Raw genomic sequence first — 26637 nt, forward strand, 5'->3', positions numbered from 1 at the left:
AGCGACCGCCAAGTTGCCGGATGCTTCTTTCACAGCCGACACAGCCGCCAAGGCCGTCAAGCCGGAGCGGACGATCGAGCGCGACGCGACCCGCGCCAAGGCACTAGGCCCCTATCTTGGACCATGTTTCAACACGTCGCGTACCAATCGTCAGGAAAATGGAGCGAGCAGCCAGGGCCCGTCCTCATTGTTATCGTTTGCAGCTATGGGGCTGCCGGTCGCTAGAGGCTCGGCGGCGAACTCTTCTATCTCAGCGGCACTCGCCGCGTTACGCTCGGCGCGCCCTAAATCGCTTTGCATCAATAAAAATCCCCACCGGTGCACGGTTAAATTTGCAGCGTCTTAAACAATATCGATCAAAAGTTTTAGGCCCGATAAGATATCAAACCTCCTTGGCAAGCGATAAGAGCGCGGTCCTGTCCTTTTTGCTTGTTAGTCGGGCAGCCCCATCAACCCTTGCGCGGTGCAGCCACAGTCGTCCCTCGTTCTTTGAGCGGTGGTCGCTCCATCAAGCTTTTCGGGCGGCGATCATGACCGGTGAGGGCGGCGCCGCGCGCCGTATCTGGACGCGGCCGAGCGAGCGGCCGCGTCCATGGCCGCAAACCCGGATGTAAGTAAGCGCCGAACTTTCGACCCGCATTGCCTCACGCAGAATGTTACTGGACAATTTCCGCTGACGACTGCAGCAGCGCCACCAAACTGGTTCGTGGCCTCTATGGCGAGAAAGATCAGCATGGGCGCGGGGCGCGAGGTGTTGTCGACGGTGGTGGAGCGTTACCGGTCGGCCAAACGGGCGGAGAAGGGTTGCGTCCTCCACTGTTCTGGTCATCAGCGCCGCAACCATCGACCGCCTGCTCGCCGACGTGAAGATCGCGGCGAGCGGCGGCAGGCGGCGCCGTGCCGAATTGTATTCGGCAATCCGGCGCGAGATCCCGATCCGCACTTCAATGACCGGAACAGTCCGCCGCCCGGGTTCTGCTAGGTTGACATGGTCGCTCATGGCGGCGCGTCGGTGGCTGACTCGTTCATCCAGTCCCTGACGACGGTCGATGTCGCCACGGGCTGGACGGAGTGTCTGCCGTTGGTGACGCGGGAAGGTTCGCTCGTCGTCGGGCGATCAATCGGGCACAGAGCCTCTTCCGGCGCGCGCGCCTTGGTTCTTGCGCGGGGTGGACTTCGACAACGACATGCCTTCATGAACGATGCGGTCGTGCCATGGCCTCGCGAAAAGAAGCTCGAAGTCACACGCTCGCGCGCGTACAAGAAGAACGATCAGGCGTTCGTCGAGCAGAAGAATGGTGCGGTCGTCCGTCGCCTCATCGGCTACGGCCGCTTGGCCTCGAGACGGCGCGCGTGATGGGCCGCCTCTACGCGGCGGCACGGGACCAACGCCGCAAGTGACGATTCTCCTTGCCAACCCTGAGCCGTCCACACATGGCTCTTTGCGAAGTAGCGTCCGGCCTCATGAATGCCCGCTCAGTGCGACAGGGCGGACTTGATTTGCTCACAGGTTGAGCTCTCCGCATTTTAACCCCACAGCAGACCTCGTCGCATGCTCACGCTAGATCAGCGACTGCCCCTGACGGAGTGAAAAGACTATCGGTTTGCTATAATTCGCTCCCGATTTTGAGGGAGAAGCTGATGAGGCGCACCGCGAAACGCATCGAAATCATCTGGTGAGCGCAACGTCTTTGAACGAGGATACGAGCGCCTTTTCCAGCTTTCCATTCATGCCGCAGAGAATGCCGTAGGCCGCCTCGCGCGGCATCGTCGGCTTGTACTGCCGGTGCTCGATCAGCGCCGCAAAGATATCCGAGATGGTAAGAATGCGAACGATGTCCGTGATGTTCTCGGCGCAGAGGCCGTCGGGATAGCCGCTGCCGTCGAGATATTCGTGGTGGTGCCGGACGCAATCGAGTATTTCGGAAGAAATTGAGCCGTGCTCCTTCAGCACGTCATAGCCCACCGCCGGATGGGTCTCGACCAGCGCGCGCTCGTTGTTGTCGAGCCGTCCCGGCTTATCGAGAATAGCCAGGGGAATCCTGGCCTTGCCGATGTCGTGGAACATGGCAGCGGTAGAGAGCCGTTCGAGATCGCTTTTGCGGACGCCAAGACTGAGGCCGAAATCTATCGCGATGCCGGTCACGAGCAGGCAGTGTTGATAGGTTCCCTCGTGATGGCGCCGCACGGTCTTCAGCCATTCGGACAGCCCGTGCTCGGAAATTCGGTTGGTGATCATGCGGCCGGCCTCCTTGGTGCCGTCGACGTCGATCCGCTCTCCGAGTGTGACCAAAGTGAACAACGATGCGATGGCGTTGGCCCCGATCTCGACCGCATCGTCAGGCTGCGAGATGTCGCACGGCGAACGGGCTTCGCTCCCGGCCGGATCAGACAGCGCGCCCATGAGCTTGGTCGGATCAATCTTGCCGGGCAAAACGAGGGTGGCGCCCAGCGCGTAGGCCTGCGAGATGCAAACGTGGGAGGTTTGCTCGACGAGGAAGATGCGCTTCCCGGCCTTTGCGAGACGCAAAGCTCCCCTTTTCAGTGCGGCAATGTTTTCGACAGATCGTAGATCGGCACGGATGACCACGGCGGCAGGCGCATGCGGTAGCTTTGCCTCGACGTCGAGCCGCTCGCCCGCGACAGTGAACTGCCTTTCAAGGACCGAGCAGAGCCCGAAGAGCTTATCGGAAGTATCAGCCAGGACATGTACCAACATGACTGTACCTCTTTTTGTCGGGTGCCGGTCTGAATTGGGCCTTGTCGTCAGATTCTGCACGATCATTGCATCAGATTAGAGTTCGACAAGGCTGCTCGGCTCAAGCCTGTTTCGGTGAGGCTCTGTCGCCGGCCGTTTTTGGGGCTTTCTTGCCATCTGCCTGGATGAAGTGAACCCCAGCGATGGTTCCGTCGATCCAGACCAACTCGCAGCGCCGATAGGCCAGTCCCGTGGACGATAGCAGCATGAAGAACTCCTTGGCCTTGAGGACGTCGACCGATCCTTCGACCTCGATCTTGGCGCCGGTGTCCGAGACGTCGAGCAGGACGCAGCTTCGGCGCCAAGTGCCGTCGGAGCCCATCAGGTTGACGGCCTGCCTGTGGTCCATCCGTACCCGAGAGGCCTTGCGACCGTCGAACTTCATCGGCTCGCTCTCGATTTCACAGTGCGATCATCCGCGCCCGCAGAGATTTCTCCCCAACGAACGGACCATTGGCTGGTCGACAGATGAAGCTTTTCAAACAGCTCCTGAGCTCGTTCGCGTCCGCTGAGTGAAAGGCGCGGGCCGCGACTGTTGAGGATGGCCAGCGTCGTCTGCCAATTCAGACGCGACGCCCGACAGGCCATCACCAAGCCTTCGCAATCGGGCTCCGCCATTACGTGCTCGACGACCTCCACGGGTGCTCCGGACAGCACCGACAGCGCGGTGTACAGATTGGCGGTCTCGCTCCGGATCACGAACCGATTAACGGTCGAGTCGTTCAGCTTGCCGGCGCGGTTGAGCGATACGATCTCCGGCCTCGCAGCAGCATATTCTGTCTCGCAAAGGCGCTTCACCGTCACCGGCATTTCGGAGGACGTGGTTGCCCCTGAAAAAGCGCACGGACGCGCGTCGGCCTTCGTGCCGGCTGCTGGTGGTGGAGATGCCGATAGCAGCGCGCGGACAACCATGTCCGGTGTGCCTGGCCTCAAGGCCAGAGCCTTGGTGATCTCGTCATCCTGCTCGGCCTTGCCGATCAACATGGAATAGCCGGTGTCGGAGAATCGCGCCGCTGGATTTCCGATAAGCGCCAGACAAACCTTGCTGCTGCCGCGCTGCAGCAGCACGTCCGTCACCACAATTTCGATCTCGCGCCTGTCAGCAATGGCGAGGAGGTGACGCTCGCTGCTGGACGCCGCGATGCCCATAAGATCCCTCGGCGACAGGGCCGGAGATTGGCGCAGAACGGGGACCGCGATTGCGGCGTCTTCGCATGAGGCAAGACGCCGCAAGGTCTTTTTCGGAGCCGCCCGCAGGTCTGCAAGAGCTGTACTGAGCTCAACAAGTGTGGAGGGGGCCGTCCGGGCGATCAGGCGAACAAGGACCTCATCCAGCAAGTCTACATGCGGCTCTTGCAACCGAGCGTTCCCGGCGACAAGCAGCTCCACGATGCGCCGAAGCATCCGAACACAACGCTCAGATGAGCTCCCCGCAATGGTAGCGTCCAACTCGACAATAACATCGGCTGCGGCAATTCCCGTCATTGGCGGGGCCTTAGTGTCAAAAGGAACTATGCAATCACACGTATCACGCGCCGAAGTTGTTAACATAGGTTTATGATCTGTGTCTCCCGGGTATCGGGAACCGTGATTACTTGGGAGTATCCTTGAAATCGGCAGGCGCGCCGTTTCCATTGATGACCGAAGCGCCCACACCGAACCTTTGCTCCAACGACATCGACCGGCTTCGCAGCTCGACAAGGTCGTTGAACGTAGGCTTCTCGCCGCACGTTGCGGCGACGCGAGCCGAGCAGATCAATCTGCCAGGGTGCGACATTAGTTCCACCGAAGTCTTTCCGCATCATCGACCCAGCTTGCGCCCGATTTCATGGCAATCGAATTCGCGATGGAAGTCCATGAGCTGCTGATCGTTTGACGAAAGGGGCTGGCGGCCGGCGATCGTCATCCCTCGCGGCGGCGGGTGTTGCTGCTCCATGCAGATGGTTGAGCGGCAATGGGCCTCGCTCGTGAAGCGGCGGCAGGTCATAAGTCGCGATGGGCCGAGAGCCAACCTCCGTTTTGCGGTTTTCGAGTCGAGCCGGTTGGCGCTGCAGTGGCGGCGGAAGTTGGTCGAAGAGGTGCCTGTGTGCTGCTATCACCGCAGCCTGAGCCGCGGCATCCGTCCAGCACCCTTCGACACTTGGGTTCGTGAACCTGCAGCGGCAGCGAGAACCGGACGGCAGGCCCCTTTGAGACTTGCTCGCCCGTCCTGAGAATGTCCGCTCACGGGGTAGCGCGGAACTCGCGGTCATCTCGTGGTCAAAGCGACTCGAATGACACAACTCGGGCATTGACCTGGTCGTAACTGATCCTGCTCGGTTAACGGTACGGGGGCGATACGACCCCGCGCGTCTTCCGCTCAGTTCTGGCTCCGTAAAGCGACAGCGATGCTGTCGCACCGGCTCCGAAATCAACGGAGCTAGGGCTCATCCGGTCTTTTGGGCACCTACCGACCGTCACGAACGCGCAGATTGAAACGGCGCGCTGGGGCTGCCATGATCGTGCACTTCCAAGCAGTCCAGCTGAACTGCAGATCTTAAGGAGGCGACCATGAAGTACAGCGTGATCATTGGCATCGCATTGTCGGCATTGGCGCTCTTAGGCACTTTTGGCATCGCTAACGCTCAGAGCGATTGCAAGACTCTGGTAAAACCTTCTCCGTTCGGTCCAGACGATCAGATCGGAGCGACCAATCGCATTACTCCCGCTGTGACAAAGGCCGCGGCTGCGGAAATCCAAACCGGCGCTGTCGTTCCCATGGCCTACAATCTAGTCGACGGCGTGCCTCTGTTCGGTACCCGCTTCACCAAGACAATGCTGACGACCGCCTCGCTCGTGCCCGGTGCCGAATACGGCAAAAACAAACTGACCTATATGGAAGACACCTATCTCAGTCAAAGCCATGTCGGTACGCATATCGACGGCATGGGCCACATCGGCATCATGGATTGCTACTACAATCAGACGCCGATGGGTAAGTTCGTCACCCAGAATGGCTTGAAGAAGCTGGGGCTTGAAAACCTCAAGACTTTTGCGACGCGCGGCGTGATCATTGACATGGTCAAGGTGTTCCAGGACGCGGGAAAACTGCAAACCAATGCCGCATGCCGAATGCCATGTCTCGACGGCGGCACGGTGATCACCGATGCCGACATTCAGGCTGGTTTGAAAATGTACAACGTCACCCTGCGTGACGGAGATGCCGTTTTTCTACATACCGGCTGGGGCGACCTATTCAATCAATTCCCCGCGCAGAACGCCAATTACAATAAGTCGGAGCCAGGAATTAGCAAAGCCGCTGCGCAATGGCTTGCCGATCAGAAGGTGGTGTTGGTCGGAAGCGACACCTGGGCGGTTGAGGTGATCCCTAGCGAGGATGCGATGGAAGCCTTTCCCGTCCACGCGATCCTGCTGACGGATAATGGCATCCACATCATCGAGAACGTTCGCACGGATTTGATCGCCGCTGAGGCGGCGAGCAGCAAACGTGCGACCTTCTTCCTCTCTATGACCGTGCCGAAGGCGGTCGGCACGACCGGCACCTTCGTCAACATCGATGCAATCCGGTAGCGTGCCTGGGGCAGGGTGGAGCGAACAAGGTCCCATGACGGCGTTTCGGATGGGACGCCGTCGATTCTTGTTGGCCACCCTCGCTGTAATTTCAGCTCACCGCGCTGCCGACGCGGAATCTCGACGCTTCCGAGTGGCCTTTGCTAATTTGAACGAGGAGCCAGGCACGCGGATCGATGGTCTTGGCTTCACCGGCGCGGAGATCCGCCGCAGCTTTGAGCTCGCCTCGCGAAGCTTGCCCTTGGACGTGATCTACTACGACAATGGCGGCGACGCCGACAAGGCGGTCGTCAACGCACGTGATGCCGTCTCCAAAAACGTCGACTTGCTGATCGAGTATAATTCCGATGCGAAAGCAAATGCCGAAATCGGACGCCAACTGAAAGCGGCGGGCATTCCTTTCCTTGCAGTGAATTATTCCATTCCAGGCGCGCCGCTCTATGCCGCCGATAATATCGCGGCAGGCCGGATCGCCGGCCAAGCCCTCGGCAAATTCGCCAAAGAGACCTGGCCCGATCAGACCCTGGTCGCAGCAATCCTCGGCGACGTCTCCGATCCGGGCGCTGCCGTCGCCGCGCGCGTTCGGGGTTTGACGGAGGGGTTGCGGCAGGAACTGCCCGACCTTTCGCCGGTGCAATTGGATAGTGCCGGTCATTCGGTTCGCGCCGGGAGCGTGCTCGCTAAATTTCTAGCCACTCAAACCCGGCGCAAAATACTTGTTGCCGCGCTCGACGATGCCTCGGCGCTCGCCGCCAAATCTGCGGTCGAAACGGCCGGGCGCATGAGCGACTGCGTCATCGTTAGCCAGGGTGCTGATCGCAGCATTCATGGCGGCGCCAGCGAAAAGAAGGAGATTGATCCCGCCAATCGCGGAAGTGTCATTCTGGGGTCGGTCGCCTATTTTTTCGACCGCTATGGCTACGAGATCCTTCCAATCGCCTTGCGGATGCTGCGAGGCGAGCAGGTGCCGCCGCAGATTTTCACCAAACATGTCCTGATTTCGGCGAAGAATGTATTTGCCGAATATCCGCCGGTTGACATGAACTGACCTCAGCTCCCCGGCGGTCCATAATAGTAGATGCCATTGCGGCCCTGCTCCGGATTGGTCATGGTGGCGAATGTCAAGCTGCCGTCTGATCCTGCCGAGGTGACGGAATTGAGCGCGAGGGCGGGAAGGAAGGCACCGTTGGCAAGACGGTCTCCCACCATGGCGACCCGCCGAATGGCTCCGGCGCCTCCGATGTAAATACCGAGGGGACCAGGCGCGTCGTCGACGCCAGCCACGAACGCAATGGTGCCGTCTCGGCCGAAATTCGGCCAAGGGCCGAAGGCGGAAAAGCGACCGCCGCCGGGCGCCGGTTCGCCCGTGACCGCCAATTGTGTCAAACCGCCTGCATTCGCAACCAGTAGCGCCTCGGATGCGGCGCTCGAGCCAAGATGGGCGACGAAGGCTACGTTGTCGTCATCATCGATCGCAGCCCGCTCAGAAAACCGTACCAGCATCTGGCCCCCGGGGGCGGTCTCTCCCGCGCCCACAAGAACGTTCAAACCGCTGGCGCCGACGACAAAAATTCCGCCCAAAATCGCCCCGTGCTCAACGACCGCGGGGAAGGCAACCACTCCCTTGTTGTTGATTGCCGGTAGACCGAAACGATCAAAAGTACCGCCGCGCGGGGCTACGTCGCCGCTCGCCACGAGCTTACGCAATGCGCCCCCGCTATACAGATACAAGACCTGCAGCGTTTCCCGGCCTCGCCTGACCGTTCCCACAAAAGCGATTTCATCGCGATTGTTGAGCACCGGCGTATCGAATTCTGCAAACGTGCCGCTTCGCACACCCGGCGCGTCCGTCCCGCTCAGCGCAATCACTTTAAGGCGGCCTTCCACAACCAGAAAAATCCCCTCGTTGGCACGCGCTCCGGCAACACTCGCACCGAATGCAATCTTCCCGGCATCATTCAACGCGGGAAGTGGATGCCGCGCAAATTCGGACAGCACGCCACCTCCCGGCACCGCATCGCCCACCGCCGCCGCCTTCGTAATCCCCGAGGCGGTTGCAAGGAAAATACCCTCGGCCGCCTTCGCCCGCGCGAGGCTTGCGTAAAACGCAATTTGGCCTCGACTGTTGACGGGCGCAACGATCGGCTGCGAGCCGACGTCGAATCGATCGAAGCTGCCGCCACCGGGCGCGGCCTGTCCGGAGGCGACGACCAGCCGCAACGCATTGACTACTTGAGAGGTCGTTGGCGCTTCAGCCTTGCGGGTGGGTTCTGACAGACTGGCCCATAACACCGCGATCCAAAGGGATACGACCACCGCACCTGCCACCGCTAGGCGGGAACGCGCGCTAGCAAGCAATGCTCCGCGGAAAGGCGACCGTTGGGGGACATCCATTTCCGTCAGTTCTTCATCATGCCGGCTTTGAGCGCCGTCACATCATGACGGAGCATCTTCAGATAACTGTCGGCTTCCTCGCCTGGCTTGGAAAGGGCGTCACCGTAGAGAGTACCGCCAATCGAGGCTCCGGTCTCCTTGGCCACTTGCTGCATGGCGCGCGGATCGGTGATGCTGTCGAGGAACAGCGCGTGTATGCCCTCCTGCTGGATCTGTCGGGTGAGTCGCGCCAGCTCAGCCGCGGACGGCTCGCTGTTGTTGGTCCAACCATTGATGGACAGCAGCGTAATGCCGTAGGCCTTCGCCAGATATTGCAACGAATCGTGCGAGGCCAGAACACGCCGCTTTGCGGCCGGCAACGCGGCGATCTCGGCCTTCGCCCAGCCGTCGACAGCCTGCAATTCCTTGATGTAGGCATCCGCGCGCGCACGATATTCCGCGGCATTGCCTGGATCGCTTTTTGCCAGGGCGGTTGCGATGTTCCGGACGTAGATGACACCGTTCTTCGGGTCGAGCCAGGCGTGCTGGTCGATCTCTTCCTCCCCAAATTTGCTGCGCGGTCCGCGTTCCTCCGTCGAAGTATGTGTCTTCGCGCCCCTGCTGACGATGATTTTGGCACCGCTGAACTTGACCTGTTTCAGCAGGGGCTCGAGCCAGGGTTCGAACTGGTCATTGAGATCGTTCATGAAGACGATCTTGGCTTCGGCGACATTTTTGCCGTCGGCGAGTGACGGCTTGAAAAGTTCGGTGTCGCCGGCCGGCCCGACCAGGGTGACAAGATCGACCTTATCGCCGGCAACATTGGCGACCATGTCACCGATCACGCTGAATGTCGCCACTACCTTGATCCTGTCTTCCGCGCCGGCCGTGCTGGCGCCGAGCAATATCGAAACGCTGGCAAGAACAACGCGGAACCGAGCGCGGATTGAAAGATCGCTTTTCATGGCTTTTTCCTAAGGCCCTCGGGTTTAAGCCATGTTCGGCCAGCCGCCAGCAGCGACATGCCGTAGATCACTCCCGCGCTGATCACAATGACAGGCCCCGAGGGCAGATTCGCGTAGTAGGAAATGAGGAGCCCGACAAGCGCCGCAGCCATTCCCAAGACCGTCGCAAGGACAATCATCGGGAATACTTTGTTTGTCCAGCAGCGCGCCGCGGCGGCGGGCAGCAGCATCGGGCCAATCGCAAGCAACGTGCCAAAGGCCTGGAAACTGGCGACGAGATTGAGAACCACGAGCGTGACGAAAATCGCGCGGAATGCGCCGCCGCCACCCCCGACAGCGCGTAGGAAAGCGGGGTCGAAGGATTCCACCACCAGGGGTCGATAGAGCGCAGCCACAACGAGCATGGTCGCGCTGCTGATGCTGGCCATTAGCAGCAACGCCTTCACGTCGACCGCAAGCACCGTGCCGAAAAGAACGTGCACCAAGTCGGCTTGGCTGCTGCGTGCGGCGACGATCAGGACGCCGAATGAGAGACATATCAGATAGAAGGCGATCAAGTTTGAGTCTTGGCGCTGCCACCTCGAGCCTGCCGAAAGTGCGGCGAGGGCCGCAACCGCAAGCCCGGTTAGCAGACCCCCGATTGTCAGAGCGGCCAGGGAATAGCCAGCGTAAAGAAAGCCGAGCGCAGCGCCAGGCATGACGGCATGCGACAATACGTTTCCGTCCAGGCTCTCGCGGCGCATGAGCAGAAGTGTACCCATGGGCCCATTTGCCAAAGCGAGCGCGAAGCACGCGACGAGTGCGATTCGCATGAATCCGAATGACGCGAATGGATCGATCAAAACGCCTAGGATCTGTCCACTCACGCGACCAATCCGATGTGCGCGCTCTCTGGCGGATTTAGCGCTTGCTTTGCTCGCGCAAGATTGTCGACCGAAAGCGAAACCGAGGTTTCCCCCCATGCGATGGGCGAACGCGCCAGCAGAAGGGTCGAGGGGAAATATCGGCGTACCTGGTCGAGATCATGCAGCACCGCCACGACGGTGCGTCCTTCTGTCCGCCAACGTTGTAGGATAGGCAGCAGATCCTGGGTCGTGTTCTCGTCGAGCGAGGCGAAGGGCTCATCGAGCAAGATGACGTCGGTGTCCTGCAGGAGCAGCCGTGCAAACAGAGCCCGCTGGAACTGGCCAACGGAAAGTTCAGAGATTTGCTGATCTGCGAGGCTTGAGAGGCCGACGGCCGCGATTGCTTCGTAGACGCTCGCCGCGAGGCGCCGGGGCGGCTTGCGGAGCGCACCGAAATTGCGCCAATCGCCCAGCGCCACGAGTTCTGCGACCGTGATCGGAAAGCCGCGGTCGAGTTCGTCCCGCTGCGGGAGATACGCCAGACGATGGCGCTCAACAGCGGCGCAAGTGACCTCACCGGCGGCAGGCCTAAGGATCCCGGCGAGCGCTTTCAGGAGCGAGCTCTTCCCGGCGCCGTTTGGGCCGACGACAGCTGTGAGGCTCGCGGGCGCAAAATTGCCAGTCAAGCTCTCAAACGCGTATCTATCACCATATCGAACTGAAAGATTGCGAACCGAGATTCCTTCCAGCCGGCGAGTGTGTTCTTCGGATGCGTTGGGATGGTAGCCGTTGTCGAAAAGACGGGCGAAGGCAGCTTGCGCGTTATCTCCAAGCGGCGCGAGCAAGACGGCAAATGATTGCCTGAGAGATGCGGTGCCGGCGCGCACCAGCCCGAGCACCGCGAGATCAGACCAACGTCGTCGCGCGGGATCCGAAGAATTGGCCATTACACGTCCCGGTGAACATGTCAGAAGTAGTCTAGGGAACGCAACTAGGTGGGTCAATCCTGTCCCATGGAGCCGCCACGTGATTAGGATGGTCCTGCTTGGAGTGGCCGGACTAGGTGCTATTGCTGCAGCCGCCAAGAGATCCGCGCCGCTGCCCGCGACCGAAGTAGTCATGGCGCAATCGAACTGGACATGCCGAATGCCCTTGAGCGCCTGGACGTCGCGTACGTTCGGCCCGGCAGTGAAGAGGGAGCTGATTGCCGGGACCGACACCAAAGCAAGCCGCCCTTCCACGGCTTCGACCTTACTCCTCGTCATTGGCGATCCGTACGACCTGAAGGCCAAGGCTGCAAACGAAACAGCCGACCGCACAAAAGGATCAAGAAACTGCGCCGCCGATCAGCCTTTAAAGCAGGCTGAGGCTACACGGAGCCGTTCAGAGGGGCTTGAACCACTCTTAAGAAAGCTGAACGGGATTAGAGGACGATCGGTCGCCCCTAGAGGTCGATTTCAAGGATGAGAATGAAGTAGAAGCCAACGTTGACGAGGAGGTCGAACACGAGGACAGAGTCGCTGATGATGACGATGAAGAAGGCTAACAAGTGAGGAGGGCCGCGCGTGTGCGGCTCGCTTTCTTGTCGGTGCTTCAAGGATTGTGGGCACGGGTGAGTTGGCCAGCCATTGCGCTGCACAAAATTGCGAGCAGGGCGAGAATACCGGAAGGCTGACCCAGCCGCGAGGTCTACCGAATTAATCTTTTTGAAGGCTAATGGTCCCTAGGTAGTCGCGGTACGCTTCTACGCGCGTTCTACTACACCGCCATTATCGAGGACCAAGAATTCTCCTCGATCCGGCCGCTGATCGATTGGCTCGACTACAACGGCTACAGCGTCGTCACCAAGCCGACTAAGGAGTTCATCGACGCCGGCGGCCGCCGCAAGGTCAAGGGCAACATGGACATCGAGCTTGCCGTTGATGCTATGGAGCTCGCCGAGCATATCGACCAGATGGTTCTGTTCTCCGGTGACGGCGACTTCCGCTCGCTGGTCGAGGCCGTGCAGCGCCAGGGCGTGCGGGTTACCGTGGTGTCCACCGTGGCCACCCAGCCGCCGATGAGTTGCGCCGCCAAGCCGACGTCTTCACCGACCTTGTCGAGCTCCAAGCTAAGATCGGTCGGGACCCGTCCGAACGCCCGGCTCCGCGCGAACGCGAGTCGCGCTATCAGCAGCAATTCCCGCGGCGCGAGACCGTCGCGGGGCTCAAGGGATAGCGTGCTCGAGGAGTGAGCCCCCCGTGGCGCGATCCAGTCATTAGTACAAGCTCGGTGCCGGCGCACGTGGCCCCGGAGACAAGGCGCGGCGAATAAGCCGGCATTTGCGCCGGGCTGATCGCCAATATGGTTCGGTTCTCAGGAACGGACGAATTAGAGGATAGTCTTGGCGGCCGGTCGGTTCGGATTCTGACATTGCGCTGCTTGCTCGCGAGCTTCGCATGGTCGCGTTGCGTTTCGCGGCTCCTCGACACGCGCGCGATGATGCCGGGCGCGCTTTAGCACGCAACAAAGCCCTAGCAAGTAGCATCCGAAACTGAGGTGAAACCCAAACTGAAACCAGTGCCGGTCAGCTTCGTTGCGGAACCTATACTGGCTGCCGCTAAACGACAAATTGGTTATCTTCGATAATCATGATGACTCCATCGCAAAATTGAAAAATATGCTTGGGGAAAACATGGGAGGTTGGAATGGAAGCTGCCCGCCGCTTTCGCGCAATGGCGTTGCTTTGCCGGCAGAGTGCCGCGCACCAATCTGAGAGAAGCTGGAAGCTGCTCGCTGAGGCAGAGTACTGGGAGCATCTGGCGGCTGCGGCTTTGGCTCACTGAGGGGTCGGCCGAGCGGTTTTTCGTCCTTACTCTTTATATCGACTTCTTAGTTCAAGTCATAATTTGAGGCCGGTCATGTCCAGTATGCGTCAGATTTATACTTGTGCTGTTCTGAATGAACGACTCCAAGCGCTTCTGGCGGGGCTTAGAGAGGTGGAGAAGCTTCGAAGTAAGCTCCGACATGTAGAAGCGCGAGCAATCGGCAGAAGACGGCGTACCAAAGCGGGCAGCAGAGCAAGAGGCGCTTAGAGACCCGCCGGGCCCGAAGGGTGGCTTGCGTTGGCTCACTCGCGCGATTCATCCTCGCATCTGCCATTATTTGGCGGAAGACTGGCGCCTTCATCGCGCAGTAGCGAGCCTCAGCGACTGTGGCCCTGCGACATGTCGGCAACCTGCCAGGCCGGCGTGCCTCACAATGTTCGAACGTCAACTCGGCAGCGAGACCGGCCGTCTATTCAGGATCGCGCGGCCACCCCGATTTTCGTTCGTCGTTGCACCTCGGAACACGGCAACAAATCGATCGCCTTCCCAAAGCTCAACGTCGTGCTCGCCATGCATTTGCTCGGCTCGACGCCTCGCCGCCTGCTCGTCAATGCCGTCGAGCTTCGCGACGCAGATCAGTTGCCGGCTGCTGTCCACCACGAATGCTTTGTACCGCATTACGCAATCCGATCCCAACGGGGGACCGTCATCGTAATCGAATGTCCGTCTAAGGCGGTGGGCAAACTAGGTGCAGGCGCGCGGAACCTTTGTACCTGGCAATTCGGCTATACCTGCAGCGATCGCGCGGCGGCGCGCGTTCGTGCCTAACCTATTGCGCTACCGCACTGGCTTAATCTCACCGCGTGCAGAAGCGTGCGGCTCGAGCTCGGGATTGAGAAACCACGAAGCATCATCAGCAGCACACCTAGCCAAGTTGCCGTCCAGCTACGTGCCTCGTCGTGCGCCTTTGCACTGCGGCGCTTGAACGGAAACCACTGAGAATATCGCTCCTAGGTCGAGAGGAGGGAACACCGACATCCGTCCCGTCGCTGATCTTGGGGCGCAGCACTTCGTGCACCATAAGTGCCCATCTCGCTGCGCAAGATGTCTGGCGCCTCGATTGCGTGGGATTTGAGCTCGGCAACAATCTCCTGCGGCAGCGTGAAGTCGCTCAGCTGTTGGTCGCAATGACGGGCGAGCGGGCGAGCAGCAGCACGGCACTTTGCAGGGTCTGTTTGCCGTTCTCGATCGCATTCTCCCTGAATGGTGATCGTGGTGCCGACCTTCCCGAGATTCGAGTTCCAGCGCTACAAGCCAAACCAGCGGACGCGCGACCAGTGGACCCGCTGGTGGAAAACGTGCGGCAAATAAAGCGGAAACGGCTCCCAATAGGCATAGCGTTGGGAGCGGCGGTATACATGCCGTCGGTAGGGACGCGCTGCCGTGATGGTCGGCTTTTCGGACGCTGTATCGGTGGTGTTTGGCACCAGCGACGGGCGCGGCACCGAGGCAGGCGGCGATCCGCCCGGGGGCCGAGTGTTAGCTTCTGCAGCGGGCGCGCTCGCGGCAGGCGTTGCCGGAGGCGCAGGAAGCACAGCATCTTCCGCACGACTTTGTGCATAGGTTGCGGCAAGAAGCATAGTTGCGATCGCTAATCTGGCAGGGGTCGTTTTCATGCGAAATCTCCCAAATGAACTTTTGTGGTGCAAGCTGGCACTCACGCCGAGAGGACGGAGCGACCTCGAAGGCGCCTAGCTGCTCGAAGTCTCGATCAGACTGGGACATTTCATTTTGAAGCGGTCTTCGTTTCCATATTGACGACCTGGACCCGGCGGTTGACCGCAGCGTCAGGATGATCTGAATCCTTCAGCCTAGTCTCGCCATAGCCGACGGTAACGAGATCGCTGCCGGAGAGACCGTAGTGCTCGACCAGATAGCGTTTGATGGCGTCGGCTCGTCGCTCCGAAAGATCCTGATTGAAGGCATCACTGCCAATCGCATCGGTGTGCCCGGCGACCACAAAAACGGAACCTTTCAGGCTCGGATCCGAGAGGGCCTTCCCCAGCGCCTCGACGGAGGTCAGGGAGACCGGACTGATGGCGGCTGAGTTGAAGTCAAACTTGATCTCCAGATCGATATTTGGCTTGGTCGAGGCGATCTCCGCGATCTCCTCGCGTTCACTCGACGACAGGGAGCGGGTCTTGCGGTTACGAACGGTGTCCAGGACGGCATCTGTGTGCGCCTTTGCAGACGGGTCCGCTTGCGGAGAAACAGAAAGGCTGCGGGTCAGCGGTTTCGGCTTCAGGGCAGAGAAGATCTGCTCGGCCGAGACGTTGACCTCCCCGGCGAGCGCAAATCCTGCTGTCATCGAGAATGCAGCACCGAGCGTAATCGCCTTGATTGCAGAAAGCCGATGAAAACGCGTCATGATCGTATCCCCTGGTAACAATGTTCAGTTGCTGTGGTCAGCATAGATGCATCCTGGAGCCAGACTGTGACCCACGTCACGCACACAACAATTAGTTTTCGATTGGGCGACGTTCGCATTGGCTTCAGCACCGCTCTCCCTTGAGCTTGGCCCTTGGCGGCCGCGTTCACGAAGAATAAGCTTGCAGGTCTGGGAGAGCGCGCAAGCCAGTTCGATCAAGGCCCACGATACCGGCGTGATCTAGATCACAATCCGCTCTCCGGGATCGGTTCAGTATTGCACTCAACTGTCCAGTTGGCGGGAATGGAGCATCATTTGCGGCAAGCGAGGAGACACGATCATGCGCTTCTTATTTGCAACATTCATGCGCTTTTTGATCGCAACATCAACGGCAGCAGCTCTTCTAGCGAGCGCGAATGCAGCCCTTGCTGAGAAGCGCGTCGCCTTCGTCGTCGGCAACGGCGCCTACAGACACGTGACGCCATTGCCCAACCCGCCGATCGACGCCAAGGCGATGGCGGCGACGCTGCGCAATGTCGGCTTCGAGGTAATCGAAGGCTCGAACCTCACCCGCGATCAGATGACCGCGAAGCTGCTGGACTTCGGCCGCAAAACACAGGGCTCCGACGTCGCCGTGTTCTATTATGCCGGCCACGGAATCGCGGTTGACGGCAGCAACTATTTGCTGCCCGTCGACGCCGACATCAAGTCCGAGATGGACGTCAAGCTTGGCGCGGCCATCAATATCGACGTGACCCTCGACCAGACCATGAGCGACGCCAAAGTCAAGCTGGTCTTTCTCGATGCCTGCCGAGACAATCCGTTCGCTGCCAAGATCAAGGCCAACTCAACCACCCGCAGCGTCAACGTGCAGAGTGGCTTGGCCGAAATGAAGTCCGGCGAAGGCACTCTGATCGCGTTTGCAACTGGCCCAGGCCAGACAGCGCTCGACGGCCAGGAGGGCAACAATAGCCCCTTCACCCGCGCGCTGGTCGACAACATCGCCAAGCCGGGGGTCGAGATCCAGCAGGCGATGACCTCAGTCCGCGCGCAGGTCAACGAGGAAACGCAAAAAGGTCAGCTTCCCTGGGGCCACACCAACCTGATCGGTGCCGTCTACCTCAATCCAGCGCAGCAGACTCAGCTCGCCAACGCCGCACCGAGCACTTCCACCAGCGCACCGGCCGCCAGCACCAGCAGTCATTCCGACGGCATCGAGCTTGAGTACTGGCGCTCGGTGAAAGAGACCAACAAGCCCGAAGAACTCAACGCATATATTTCGGCATATCCAAACGGTCAGTTCACGGCGTTGGCGCTGGCGCGGCTCGCTGCCATCGAGAACGGCCCGTCGACCACAGCCCGTAACCTTACCTCCGGTGTCGATCCTGCTACCTTCACCGATGATGCCAGCCAGCTCACCGAGGATCAGATCGGCCTCGACAAGGGTCAACGCCGCGACGTGCAGCGTCGCCTCAACGGGCTCGGGTTTGACAACAAGGTCACTGGTGCATTCAACGGAGATACCCGCTCGGTCCTCAAACGATGGCAGGCCGCCCGCGGCTATCCCTCGACCGGCTATCTCAACAAGCTCCAGCACAAGGCGTTACTTGGGGAGATTGTTGCGAGCAACTCGGGAAGCAGCGACGAACCTTCCGAGGACAAGCCCGCCCGGCGAGCGCGCCGGAGCGGCGGCGGTGGCGGGGGCGGGGGCGGTGGCGGAGCGTTTGCAGGTCCGGGGCAGCTTTTCGGAGGTATGATGCGCGGTATGTTTCGACGGTAACACGGTGATCAAGGACCTCAGGTTCAAGTTTTAAGATCATTCCAAAGCGAGGGCCGCAATACTTAGGGAAGCTTGCGCCCCTCGTGCTAGAAATTGAAACTCTGGTCTGTGGACCCGGTGGGGAGACCAGATTGAACCGCTGGCATCCATTGCCGGCAGGATGACGATCGAATTCAGTGTTAAGTAGCTGATGTGCTGCGACCCGCCGATTTATCCAAATGCTGCTTACTCCAAACGTATCCATTCGGCGTACGCCGCAGTAATCTGCATAACGCTGTGGTAGGCTCGCGCCTTCCAGATCAGCTTGTGATCAATATTGCGCAATTGCGCAGGATGACGGGCATTTTGAGGTCGACCGACCGCAGCCAAAGAAAGACCCGACGCGCTAACAACTCGGTGAACTTGGCATCGGCGACCCGAAGCATAGACACGGCGCCGCTACTTCGCAGTGATTTCTCGGACGATGCCTGGTTTTGCAAGATGCTCAATCGCCTTAGCCAGAGTGGGCCTTGAAAGACCAAGCTCCATTGTGGTCGCAGGGACGGAAAAAAGCGGACGCTTCTTCAGCAGTTCGTGCTCACGTAGGTCGATGCTGCAGGCCGGCCGAGTGCCGATGTGGCTCGCCGGTCCTTCTCGAACAAGTCCAGAAGTTGGCCGGCGGTGTCAGTTGCCTGCGTAGCGGTTTCGACAACGCCTTCAAGGAAAAACAAAATCCAGCTATCCCAATCGCCGGTCTCGCGGACGCTCTGGAGGAGTTCGTAGTACCGCTTCCGGTGAGCCTTGAAATAGAGGCTGAGATAAAGCTCTGGCTGCTTGAGCTCGCCGCTTCGCAGAGCTGGAAGGTAATGAGCAGGCGGCCAAGGCGACCAGTGCCGTCCAAGAAGGGATGGATCGTTTCAAACTGGACGTGCGCTAGATGTGGCTTTGATCAGAAGGGGAATACCCGATGCTCTGCATGAAAAGAACGCTCCAGTGGGCGACCTAGCAAGGGGGATGCCTGGGCGCTGACATAGAAAGTCAGAACCGATGCCAATTCTTGGCACGACTTATGCTCGGGACTTGCCACCGGGATTTTGCTCATCCCCCGGGGCTGGGAAGCCGCCGCCTGCGATTATTCAAGCAGGCGGCGTTTTTTCTTCTGAAATCGATCGTGATTAACCTGCTCAAATTGATCGAAACACGCGCGCCTTAGCAGTCTAATCGTGTGGGTCGTTTCCTTTCGGCTCTTGCAAGAATTTCGGCAGGTGTGCACGCGCTTCGCGGTCACGCGGAGCGGGGCGTTCGGACGGATCGCGACCGAGCTTGGACTGCAGCTCGACGAGGTCCGTGAAGACGTCAGCCTGGCGGCGCAGTTCGTCGGCGATCATCGGCGGCTGGCTGGCGATCGTGGAAATCACCGTGACCCGCACGCCGCGACGCTGAACCGCCTCGACCAGGGAGCGGAAGTCGCCGTCACCCGAGAACAGCACCATCTGGTCGATGTGCTCGGCGAGCTCCATGGCGTTCACGGCGAGCTCGATGTCCATGTTGCCCTTGACCTTGCGGCGGCCGGAGGCGTCGATGAACTCCTTGGTCGCCTTGGTGACGACGGTGTAGCCGTTGTAGTCGAGCCAGTCGATCAGCGGCCGGATCGAGGAGTACTCCTGATCCTCGATGATCGCGGTGTAGTAGAACGCCCTAAGTAGCGTCCCGCGGCTCTGAAACTCCTTCAGCAGGCGCTTGTAATCGATGTCGAAGCCCAGAGTTTTTGCCGTCGCGTAGAGATTGGCTCCATCGATGAAGAGCGCGATCTTGTCCGTAGAGGAAGGTGACATTCGATTCACGCCTTCAGTGGAGCAGCTCGGAGCAAGCCTGGAAGCATCTCGGATACGCGATGCGCACGGGCGGTCGCATTCTATATAGATCACTACCGGAGATCGTCGAGTAGACGGACGCTTAACCTTCTACTTTTTTCAAATGGTATCACGCCTTGGAAACCCGACATTAGCCGAAAGTTGGGCTGTCAGATTTGTAATGTGTCTTGTCTATTTCCAGGTCCTTATTTCGGGGTGCTCGCGCCATGAGAGTTGGCGATTTTGCTCTCTTTGATCTTTGGATTGATCGGCGCGGCCGCGGCTGGCGGTGGTCTGTTTCGAGTCCATCCGGAAACCTTTTGTTGGTCGGAAGGGAGAGAAGCCGGTCCGCAGCGCGTTACATGGCTTCTCGAGCCATATTCCAGTTGCTGCTGACCGCTCCTTATCGCAACGGAATGAGATCTAAAGATAGGTCGGCACGGTGGCATCGACCTGAATGCCAGCAAGGGCTTTCGGAGGTGCATCGCCTGGGCCGAGACGGACATCCCGGCCATTGAGGCGGGTCTGCAGACGCCGTCGGAGCGGGTGACCGGATAGAAGCGGGGTGCCACGGAGACCTTGAAGGACTGGTCCACCGAGCAGACCGGCCACCCGAACGAGATTCCGAAAGCGCTTCGTCGCAAGCCTCATCGCCGGGAGCCGGTCCACGATGTTGGTGAGAACCTTCGGTGGCAGCCCGCTGCCAGAAAGCTTCCAAGTTGGCCCTTCAAGATGCATGCTGATGCTGCCTGCCTCCTGGCCTCCCCCAAGCCGCAATGCAGACTCGACGGGCTTCACAAAGGTGATCCGTCCGGCCAAGGCAAAGATGTTCGAGATGTCGAACTCGGCCAGTGACCACATCGTTCCGAAAGTGAAGTTCTCCGCCGCGTTGCGAACAGGCCCGCTTTTCAGAAGTAGCGACAGGTTTTCCGGCGTCATGAGCTTGGCTGCCAGATCATCAGCGATTCGTTGCACCAAATGCGTTGATGGCTATTCGCTCGATCGGTCGCAGCAGGCGTTTTTGTCCGAGCCGGTCCAGGTAGGCCGTCATCACCTGGTCAACGATGGAATGGCGGACGCGGGGCATATCCGTCCGAGCCACGATTTTCGCAATATCGTCACCCCGGACGGCGGAAACCAAACCCACCAGCGAAACGAAAGCCGATCCGCCATAGATTCCTACACAGACCAGGACGGCCAAGACGACGCCGATCAGCCATTTCATGGAATTGCAATGGAGCCAAATGAGCTTTGTTCCAAGGCCCGCGCGCCGGACGCTCGTTAACAGTCGCCAAAGGCACTCACTAGACCAATCGAAATGAGAACGACCGCAAGGCACGTCCATAAGGCTGGCGAGCTGGAGCCGATACCGGCAATAAAGATCCCGACGCCGAGGACGGCGATGAATACCGAGATCGCATAGGCAACCGCTTTATCCATTGGTCTGAGGGAGGCTTTATGGGCATGCGACTCTCTGGATGTCGATATGTTCCTATTGAGCGGCCGGCTTCAAACCAAAGGACTGGTGCGGGATTTGACCGGCGGTTTCGACGTCCCTCTCGTCCGAGATGCGCCAGGCTGACACTCCGAAACAGACGGTCAGGAATACGGCCGTCACCAACAGCAGTTGCTAAACTTCAAAGTCGAGCCCTCTTACTTCGCGGGCTAGTCGAGCAACGCCGTGGCCGAGGGGGTGAATGGCGACGTATCTGCATCTTGTTGGCGAGAACGTCCCTGGCGTACAGCCCCTTCTTCTAGGCAGGAAACGGTTCGAAGGTCACAGCCCTTCTATTGCTGCTGGCCCTTGGCGACGGAGCCGTCCTCATCGTCGGCTATGGGGCCTTTGCGGCCGCGCATAGCTATTGACCTTAGGAATCTGTGGTGGTCGCCGGCTCATGCTGGAGGGCGAATGGCAAATACGAAGGCCGCAGCGGGAGGTTTAAACCGCTGCGGCCTGCGCACGGTCGAATGAAGCCGGGTTAAAAGGACCAAGTGAAATATGTAGCCAGCCCCGGTGACAAAAATCTGCCCTAGCTTTGTCTCGTTTGCAACCACCATTTCGGCGGAACCGAACTCAACTTAACGGGCATTTAGTTCCAGAACGGAACGATTTTGCTGTTCTCCCGACGAGCCAGAGCTTGGCGGTGCCAAACGACAAACCCAAGCAGTGGACCGAGGGCGCGGTAGACGCTGATCAAACCTTCGGCTTGGCCGCGGCTGAAATCTTAACCGAGCTTTGAGGTACATCGCGTGCGTAAAACGCGCGACAGGAGACATCGACATTTTGCTGCGAAGCGAGAGGGGTGCTGGACACAGAGTAGCCGTAAAAGGCGCTGCTACAAGTCCTCTATGCTGGCTCCGCCAAACCCTACGGAAAAGCAGGGAATGGTGAGGCCGCCGCGTCTTACCGCACAACGAGGCGCCCGCCCTGAGCGGATACTCTCGACGTCTTCGTTCTTGAAGGTTGGAGGCGTATACATCGCTTGTCTGCGTTTCCAGAGGTGGTCCGCTCGGCGCGAAGGGTCATGGAGCATGGGCTACTTGTTTGTTGTGAATTCCGGTTCGCTAGTCGCATCCGGCGCGAGACGACCGATCAGTCCATGGATGTCGCCCAAGACCCACAGATCGCTCACCTTGTCGCCTCGAAACGTGAAGATCGGCGCACCGTACCACCACACGTGGCGTCCGGTGGGCGCATGGCCGAACATCGGCTTTCGATGGATGCCGTGGAAGCGCAGCTTGCCCGAGACCACGTTGCCGTCCTCGAAGAGATCAAGGATGTCAGACGTATAGTTCTCGAGAGAGTCTGTCACCCATCGGACGTAGTCCGCGAACTGATCGAAGCCGACGAGGACGGGGCCGAGCGAGCCACGGAAGGTGAAGCCAGGCTGAAATATTTCGGGAATTAGAGCAACGTCCGCATTGTCCCACATTTCCTTGTAGAACTTTCGGACGATCTCTTTCTGAGGGCTTAGAGTATTCCGAGCAAAGTCCATGGCGGGCTCGAGTCCTGGCGGCGGCGCAATCATCTTTGGCCTCTCCTTGACGAACGTTCGTTGCGGGCGACCTAGAGACGATTCAGGGACTGCTCAAGGTCGCCGAGCAAATCTGCCTCGTCTTCCAGACCAACCGAGAGGCGAATCAGGTCATCTCCGACTCCCCTTTGCAGGCGCGCTTCGGGACGAACGGCGCGCCGGGCATGAACCAGGCTCGCGGGATGCATGATAAGCGTTTCAGCATCTCCGAGACTGACGGCAAGCGTAATGAGCTTGAGGTGGTCGAGAAAACATCGGGCGGCATCAAAACCCCCGCGTAGACCAAAGGACAGCATTCCAGAGCCCGCTGACATTTGTCTCTTTGCGATTGCATGCCGCGGATGGGACGGCAGAAATGGATAATTCACCCACTCTACCGCCGAGTGGGCATCGAGCATGCGCGCAATCGCAAGTGCGTTGGACCCGTGGCGGTCCATTCGGAGAGGAAGCGTCTTGATCCCGCGCAAAATCAGAGAAGAAACCATCGGCGACATGACGGCACCGGTGATGTAGCGCAAGCCGCGATCACGTATTTTTTCGATCAACTCGGTCCGTCCCAGCAGAGCCCCTCCGAGAACGTCTCCATGCCCGCTGATATACTTGGTAAGGGAGTGGAGCACGATGTCCGCCCATTGGAGAGGCCTCTGCAGCGCGGGAGATGCAAATGTGCCGTCGACGATGACCAAGAGGCCGGCCCGCCGAGCACGTTGCGCAATGGCTTCGATGTCGAGCACGTCTCCTGTGGGATTGACCGGCGTCTCAAAGTAGACGGCTCTACTGCGAGATGTGAGAACAGTATCCAGATTGGCGGGGTCATTGAGATCGACAGGGATGGTCTTTATGCCGAAGCGCGGCAAGCCCTGTTCCGTCATGGTCGTCGTATTCGAATACAAGGTCCGATGGACGATGAGTTCGTCATCTTGGGATAGGAGCGAAAGTACCAGGGCACCGAACGCGGCCATTCCCGAGGCCAGGACGACGGCGTCTTCGGCACCCTCCAAGTTTGCCAAGCGGGATTCCAGCAATGCGGTCGTCGGGTTGAACTCCCGCCCATACAGTTTGCCCCCCAATGCGGCCACCGCATCTAATTCGGCGACGCTGTCGAAGGCGAAGGTCGACGTCATATGAATGGGATGGGATACCGCGCGAGAGTGATGGGCAGGGTCATACCCATGGTGGATCGCTCGCGTCGAGAACCCGAACGCAGGTTCATCCGTTCCAATTCGTTCCGAAGCAGCCATATTTGGGGATCTCCCATTTTTGGACGAGCGGTCATTGCTTTCAGATTTGCCCCGAGGCGGACCGCCACGGCCGCATCGCTCTACTTTTCGGACGATGTCATCTATTGACGTTGACGACGGTGCGCCCGCGCACTTGGCCACTCATCAGGCCGCGAGCCGCGGCGACGACCTCATTCAGACCGATCTCGACCGCCGTCTTCTCCAGATCGGCTTCGGTTAGCAAGGAAGCGAGACGATCCCAGGCTTCGACGCGTTCTGCCTTCGAGCGGGTCACGCTGTTGATGCCGAACAGCGCCACTCCTCGCAGGATGAAGGGGGCGACGCTTGCGGGAAATTCCAATCCTTGCGCCATGCCGCACGCGGCGACCGCTCCGTCCGGTTTGATTCCGGCGCAAACATTGGCGAGCGTATGGCTGCCTACCGAGTCGATCGCGGCGATCCATCGTTCCTTCTGCAGCGGCTTGCCGGGCTGTGACAATTGTGACCGGTCGATGATCTCGGCAGCACCCAGGCTCTTGAGATAGGGCTCCTCGTCCGGTCGGCCGGTCGAAGCCACGACGCGGAAACCGAGCTTGTGGAGAAGCATGATTGCGATGCTGCCGACGCCTCCGCCGGCCCCGGTCACCAGCACGTCGCCCGCGCCTGGACGGATGCCATACTTCTCGAGGGCTACGACCGACAGCATCGCGGTATAGCCCGCGGTACCGATGATCATCGCGCGGCGGGAAGGCATCGAGGGCGGCAGCTTGATCAACCAATCGGCCTTGACCTTTGCTCGCTGCGCCAGGCCGCCCCAATGTTGTTCGCCGACACCCCAGCCGTTGAGAACTACCCGGTCCCCCGGCGTGTAGGTCGGGTCGGAGCTCGACGACACCACGCCAGCGAAGTCGATCCCGGGCACCAGCGGGAAGGATCTCACGATCGGGCCCTTGCCGGTAATCGCGAGGCCATCCTTGTAGTTCAGCGTGCTGAACTCGACTTCGACCGTCACCTCACCGTCGGGGAGGCGGCTGTCCGGTAATTCAGCGACGTCGGCGCGATATCCCCGCTCGTCCTTCTCGATCAACACGGCTTTGAACAACTCGAACTCCTCTTCACGATTTTCTTCTGGACCTGGCCTTCGGCTCGTCCGGACGCGGCAGGCCGGCGACGAAACCGGCGATGAAGGTATCGAGCGGGAGGCCGTTCTTGACGAGGCGCGCCCGCATCACCGCTCCCTCCCAGCCGATCCAGAAAAACTCAGCCAGGGCATCGCAGTCCGCGCTGCCGATCTCGCCAGCCTCGTATGCGCGTTCCAGGCAACGCGCCACCTTCCGCTGCCATCCTTTGACGATCTCGTCCAAGGCGGACCTGTAATCGTCGGGCAGCGCTTCGACCTCTTGGCTGAGGTTTCCGACGAGGCAGCCGCGCGTATAGCTGTATTTCGCCATGCCCGCTTTGGCGCCTTCGACGAAAGCTCGCATGCGCGCCAACGGCGCAAGCCTTCCGTCGTCCAGGGCGCGGTCCAGCTTGTGTCGGAAGAAGGAGTCGTAGGCCTTCATGATTTCGCGGCCGTAGTCGGCCTTGCTTTCGAAGTAGTGGTAGAACGAACCCTTTGGCACGGTGGCGCGGCGCAGCAGCGCGTCCAGGCCCGTAGCTGCAAAACCTTGTTGGGTCATCACCTCCATTCCGCAACGGATCAGAACGTCGCGGGTCGGCGCATAGCCGACTTGATTTCGGCCCTGCCCATTGCGGTGGTTGTCTGTAGATTTCGCCATTTTGTGTTCTCTATAGACCGATCGTCTAGAACATAACGATGGGGTTTGGCAACCCTGGAAGGTCGGGCTGCCGGGCGCGACATTTGGCCTAGGTGTGGTGCAGCATGCATGATGCACGCTTTTTCCGCAGCGTTTGCCCGCTCAATGTGCGCCTCTGGGTCGGGTCACGATGGTTTCACACTTGACACAAAGTGTCCTTGGCTTGAAGGTGGGTCGTCCTTCGAGGGAGGTGCTGCATGTTTCGATCTTTGCGAAACAGAGCGTTGATCGCCGCCGGCGCCGCCATTCTTTGTCTCGGCTTTATTGCTGAGCCGGCCGATGCGGCCGATGCCTATCCCTCGACCACGATCAAGCTGGTCGTCGGATTCCCGGCTGGAGGCCCGACTGATATCATTGGCCGCGTCATCGGCCGTCTCCTCTCGAAGGAGTTGAACCAGACCGTCATCGTCGAGAACAATGGTGGTGCCGGCGGAATGATCGCCGCGTCAAACGTCTCCCGCGCGAAGCCCGACGGGTACACGCTTCTCGTCGCGGTGGAGTCCTCGAATACTCGCGCCAAGGCACTCTATGCGTCCGTGCGCTACGATCAGCAGAATGGCTTCACCTACATTCGCAAGGTCGCGAAGCAGCGGAATCTGCTCGTCGTGAGCCCGAAATTTCCTGTGGCCAGCGTTCCGGAACTGGTCGCCTATCTGAAGGCGCACCCTGGAGAAGTAAACTTCGGCGGTACGTTCGGGGCGACGTCCCATGTCGGCGGCACGCTGTTCGACATGGCCTATGATACGAAGATGACGTTCATCAATTATTCGGGCGGCAATCAACCGATCGTCGATTGCATGTCGGGCATCCTGCAGGTGGGCTTCTTCACCGAAGCCACGATCGGCCAGCAGGTCAAGGCCGGCACCCTCAAGGCGCTAGCGGTGACGTCGGCCGAGCGGTCACCGGCCTTCCCGGATCTGCCGACAATCGAAGAGGCGGGCGGCAAGCCTATCGATATCTCCCCATGGTTCGGGATCGCGGGTCCGCCGGGCCTTCCGGCCGACGTCGTCGCCAAGATTGGCGCCGCCCTCGACAAGGCTTCGGGCGATCCGGAGTTCCTGAAGCAGTTGGAGACGATCGGCGCAACTCCGATCGCTGGTTCGACGGTGGAGACCTTCACGGCCGACGTCGGACAGGAAGAGGCCTACTGGAATAAGTGGGCTAAGGACATTGGGGCGCCTCTTCAGAAGTAGCTCGCCGAAGGATC

21 protein-coding genes and 1 pseudogene are annotated in these 26637 nt (G+C 59.8%); 6 read left to right on the forward strand and 16 right to left on the reverse strand.

Annotated features, from left to right (window positions below):
* The first annotated feature begins 1012 nt into the window (after positions 1-1012).
* Positions 1013-1357: a hypothetical protein gene (locus IVB54_RS41145; RefSeq protein WP_247478112.1), complete on the forward strand. Its 345-nt coding sequence runs from the start codon at positions 1013-1015 to the stop codon at positions 1355-1357.
* 312 nt (positions 1358-1669) lie between these two features.
* On the opposite strand, the gene IVB54_RS41150 is transcribed toward IVB54_RS41145, so the two are convergent.
* From IVB54_RS41150 to IVB54_RS41160, 3 genes are all read right to left on the reverse strand, one after another.
* A complete protein-coding gene (locus IVB54_RS41150) occupies positions 1670-2719 on the reverse strand; it encodes an HD domain-containing phosphohydrolase (RefSeq protein ID WP_247478114.1) in 1050 nt (349 codons plus the stop codon).
* A gap of 100 nt (positions 2720-2819) precedes the next feature.
* Entirely contained in the window at positions 2820-3143 is a 324-nt protein-coding gene (locus IVB54_RS41155) for a PilZ domain-containing protein (RefSeq protein ID WP_247367273.1), read from the reverse strand.
* Entirely contained in the window at positions 3140-4243 is a 1104-nt protein-coding gene (locus IVB54_RS41160; RefSeq protein WP_247367277.1) for a DUF2336 domain-containing protein, read from the reverse strand. The genes IVB54_RS41155 and IVB54_RS41160 overlap by 4 nt, the downstream gene beginning before the upstream one ends.
* Positions 4244-5308: 1065 nt before the next feature.
* Here IVB54_RS41160 and IVB54_RS41165 point away from each other — a divergent pair.
* Entirely contained in the window at positions 5309-6328 is a 1020-nt protein-coding gene (locus IVB54_RS41165; protein ID WP_247367280.1) for a cyclase family protein, read from the forward strand.
* 34 nt (positions 6329-6362) lie between these two features.
* Positions 6363-7376: a substrate-binding domain-containing protein gene (locus tag IVB54_RS41170; RefSeq protein WP_247478116.1), complete on the forward strand. Its 1014-nt coding sequence runs from the start codon at positions 6363-6365 to the stop codon at positions 7374-7376.
* Between the two features lie 2 nt (positions 7377-7378).
* Here IVB54_RS41170 and IVB54_RS41175 read toward each other — a convergent pair whose 3' ends face one another.
* From IVB54_RS41175 to IVB54_RS41190, 4 genes are all read right to left on the reverse strand, one after another.
* Positions 7379-8644 carry a choice-of-anchor tandem repeat NxxGxxAF-containing protein gene (locus IVB54_RS41175; protein WP_247371399.1) on the reverse strand — a complete coding sequence of 422 codons (1266 nt, stop codon included), beginning with the start codon at positions 8642-8644 and terminating at the stop codon, positions 7379-7381.
* 83 nt (positions 8645-8727) lie between these two features.
* A complete protein-coding gene (locus IVB54_RS41180) occupies positions 8728-9666 on the reverse strand; it encodes a zinc ABC transporter substrate-binding protein (protein ID WP_247777617.1) in 939 nt (312 codons plus the stop codon).
* On the reverse strand, positions 9663-10478 hold the full coding sequence (locus tag IVB54_RS41185; protein WP_247367300.1) for a metal ABC transporter permease: 816 nt from the start codon (positions 10476-10478) through the stop codon (positions 9663-9665). The genes IVB54_RS41180 and IVB54_RS41185 overlap by 4 nt, the downstream gene beginning before the upstream one ends.
* A gap of 50 nt (positions 10479-10528) precedes the next feature.
* Positions 10529-11458, reverse strand: coding sequence for a metal ABC transporter ATP-binding protein (locus tag IVB54_RS41190; protein ID WP_247777618.1), 930 nt, complete (start codon positions 11456-11458; stop codon positions 10529-10531).
* A 782-nt stretch (positions 11459-12240) separates the two neighbouring features.
* Here IVB54_RS41190 and IVB54_RS41195 point away from each other — a divergent pair.
* Positions 12241-12728 (forward strand): annotated as a pseudogene (locus tag IVB54_RS41195) (NYN domain-containing protein); the annotation flags it as partial.
* 1034 nt (positions 12729-13762) lie between these two features.
* On the opposite strand, the gene IVB54_RS41200 reads toward IVB54_RS41195, so the two are convergent.
* Both IVB54_RS41200 and IVB54_RS41205 read right to left on the reverse strand, forming a co-directional pair.
* On the reverse strand, positions 13763-13978 hold the full coding sequence (locus tag IVB54_RS41200; protein ID WP_247367295.1) for a hypothetical protein: 216 nt from the start codon (positions 13976-13978) through the stop codon (positions 13763-13765).
* Positions 13979-15104: 1126 nt separating this feature from the next.
* Entirely contained in the window at positions 15105-15746 is a 642-nt protein-coding gene (locus tag IVB54_RS41205) for an OmpA family protein (protein WP_247367297.1), read from the reverse strand.
* 364 nt (positions 15747-16110) lie between these two features.
* On the opposite strand from IVB54_RS41205, the gene IVB54_RS41210 reads away from it, so the two are divergent.
* Positions 16111-17526, forward strand: a complete 1416-nt coding sequence (locus IVB54_RS41210; protein WP_247777649.1) for a caspase family protein — start codon at positions 16111-16113, stop codon at positions 17524-17526.
* Positions 17527-18722: 1196 nt separating this feature from the next.
* Here IVB54_RS41210 and IVB54_RS41215 read toward each other — a convergent pair.
* From IVB54_RS41215 to IVB54_RS41245, 7 genes are all read right to left on the reverse strand, one after another.
* Entirely contained in the window at positions 18723-19340 is a 618-nt protein-coding gene (locus IVB54_RS41215; protein ID WP_247777619.1) for an NYN domain-containing protein, read from the reverse strand.
* Positions 19341-19781: 441 nt separating this feature from the next.
* A complete protein-coding gene (locus IVB54_RS41220) occupies positions 19782-20297 on the reverse strand; it encodes a hypothetical protein (protein WP_247367233.1) in 516 nt (171 codons plus the stop codon).
* 19 nt (positions 20298-20316) lie between these two features.
* On the reverse strand, positions 20317-20583 hold the full coding sequence (locus IVB54_RS41225) for a DUF2939 domain-containing protein (RefSeq protein WP_247376622.1): 267 nt from the start codon (positions 20581-20583) through the stop codon (positions 20317-20319).
* Between the two features lie 1312 nt (positions 20584-21895).
* On the reverse strand, positions 21896-22387 hold the full coding sequence (locus tag IVB54_RS41230; RefSeq protein ID WP_247337885.1) for an ester cyclase: 492 nt from the start codon (positions 22385-22387) through the stop codon (positions 21896-21898).
* 38 nt (positions 22388-22425) lie between these two features.
* On the reverse strand, positions 22426-23634 hold the full coding sequence (locus tag IVB54_RS41235; protein WP_247360215.1) for a PLP-dependent aspartate aminotransferase family protein: 1209 nt from the start codon (positions 23632-23634) through the stop codon (positions 22426-22428).
* Between the two features lie 97 nt (positions 23635-23731).
* Positions 23732-24715 (reverse strand): MDR family oxidoreductase, encoded by a 984-nt coding sequence (locus tag IVB54_RS41240; protein WP_247337888.1) that lies wholly within the window; start codon positions 24713-24715, stop codon positions 23732-23734.
* A gap of 13 nt (positions 24716-24728) precedes the next feature.
* Positions 24729-25391: a TetR/AcrR family transcriptional regulator gene (locus IVB54_RS41245; protein WP_247367219.1), complete on the reverse strand. Its 663-nt coding sequence runs from the start codon at positions 25389-25391 to the stop codon at positions 24729-24731.
* A gap of 263 nt (positions 25392-25654) precedes the next feature.
* On the opposite strand from IVB54_RS41245, the gene IVB54_RS41250 reads away from it, so the two are divergent.
* Positions 25655-26623 (forward strand): tripartite tricarboxylate transporter substrate binding protein, encoded by a 969-nt coding sequence (locus IVB54_RS41250; protein WP_247777620.1) that lies wholly within the window; start codon positions 25655-25657, stop codon positions 26621-26623.
* The last annotated feature ends 14 nt before the right edge of the window (positions 26624-26637 follow it).

The organism is Bradyrhizobium sp. CW1, assembly GCF_023100665.1.
GTDB classification, from domain to species: Bacteria; Pseudomonadota; Alphaproteobacteria; order Rhizobiales; family Xanthobacteraceae; genus Bradyrhizobium; species Bradyrhizobium canariense_D.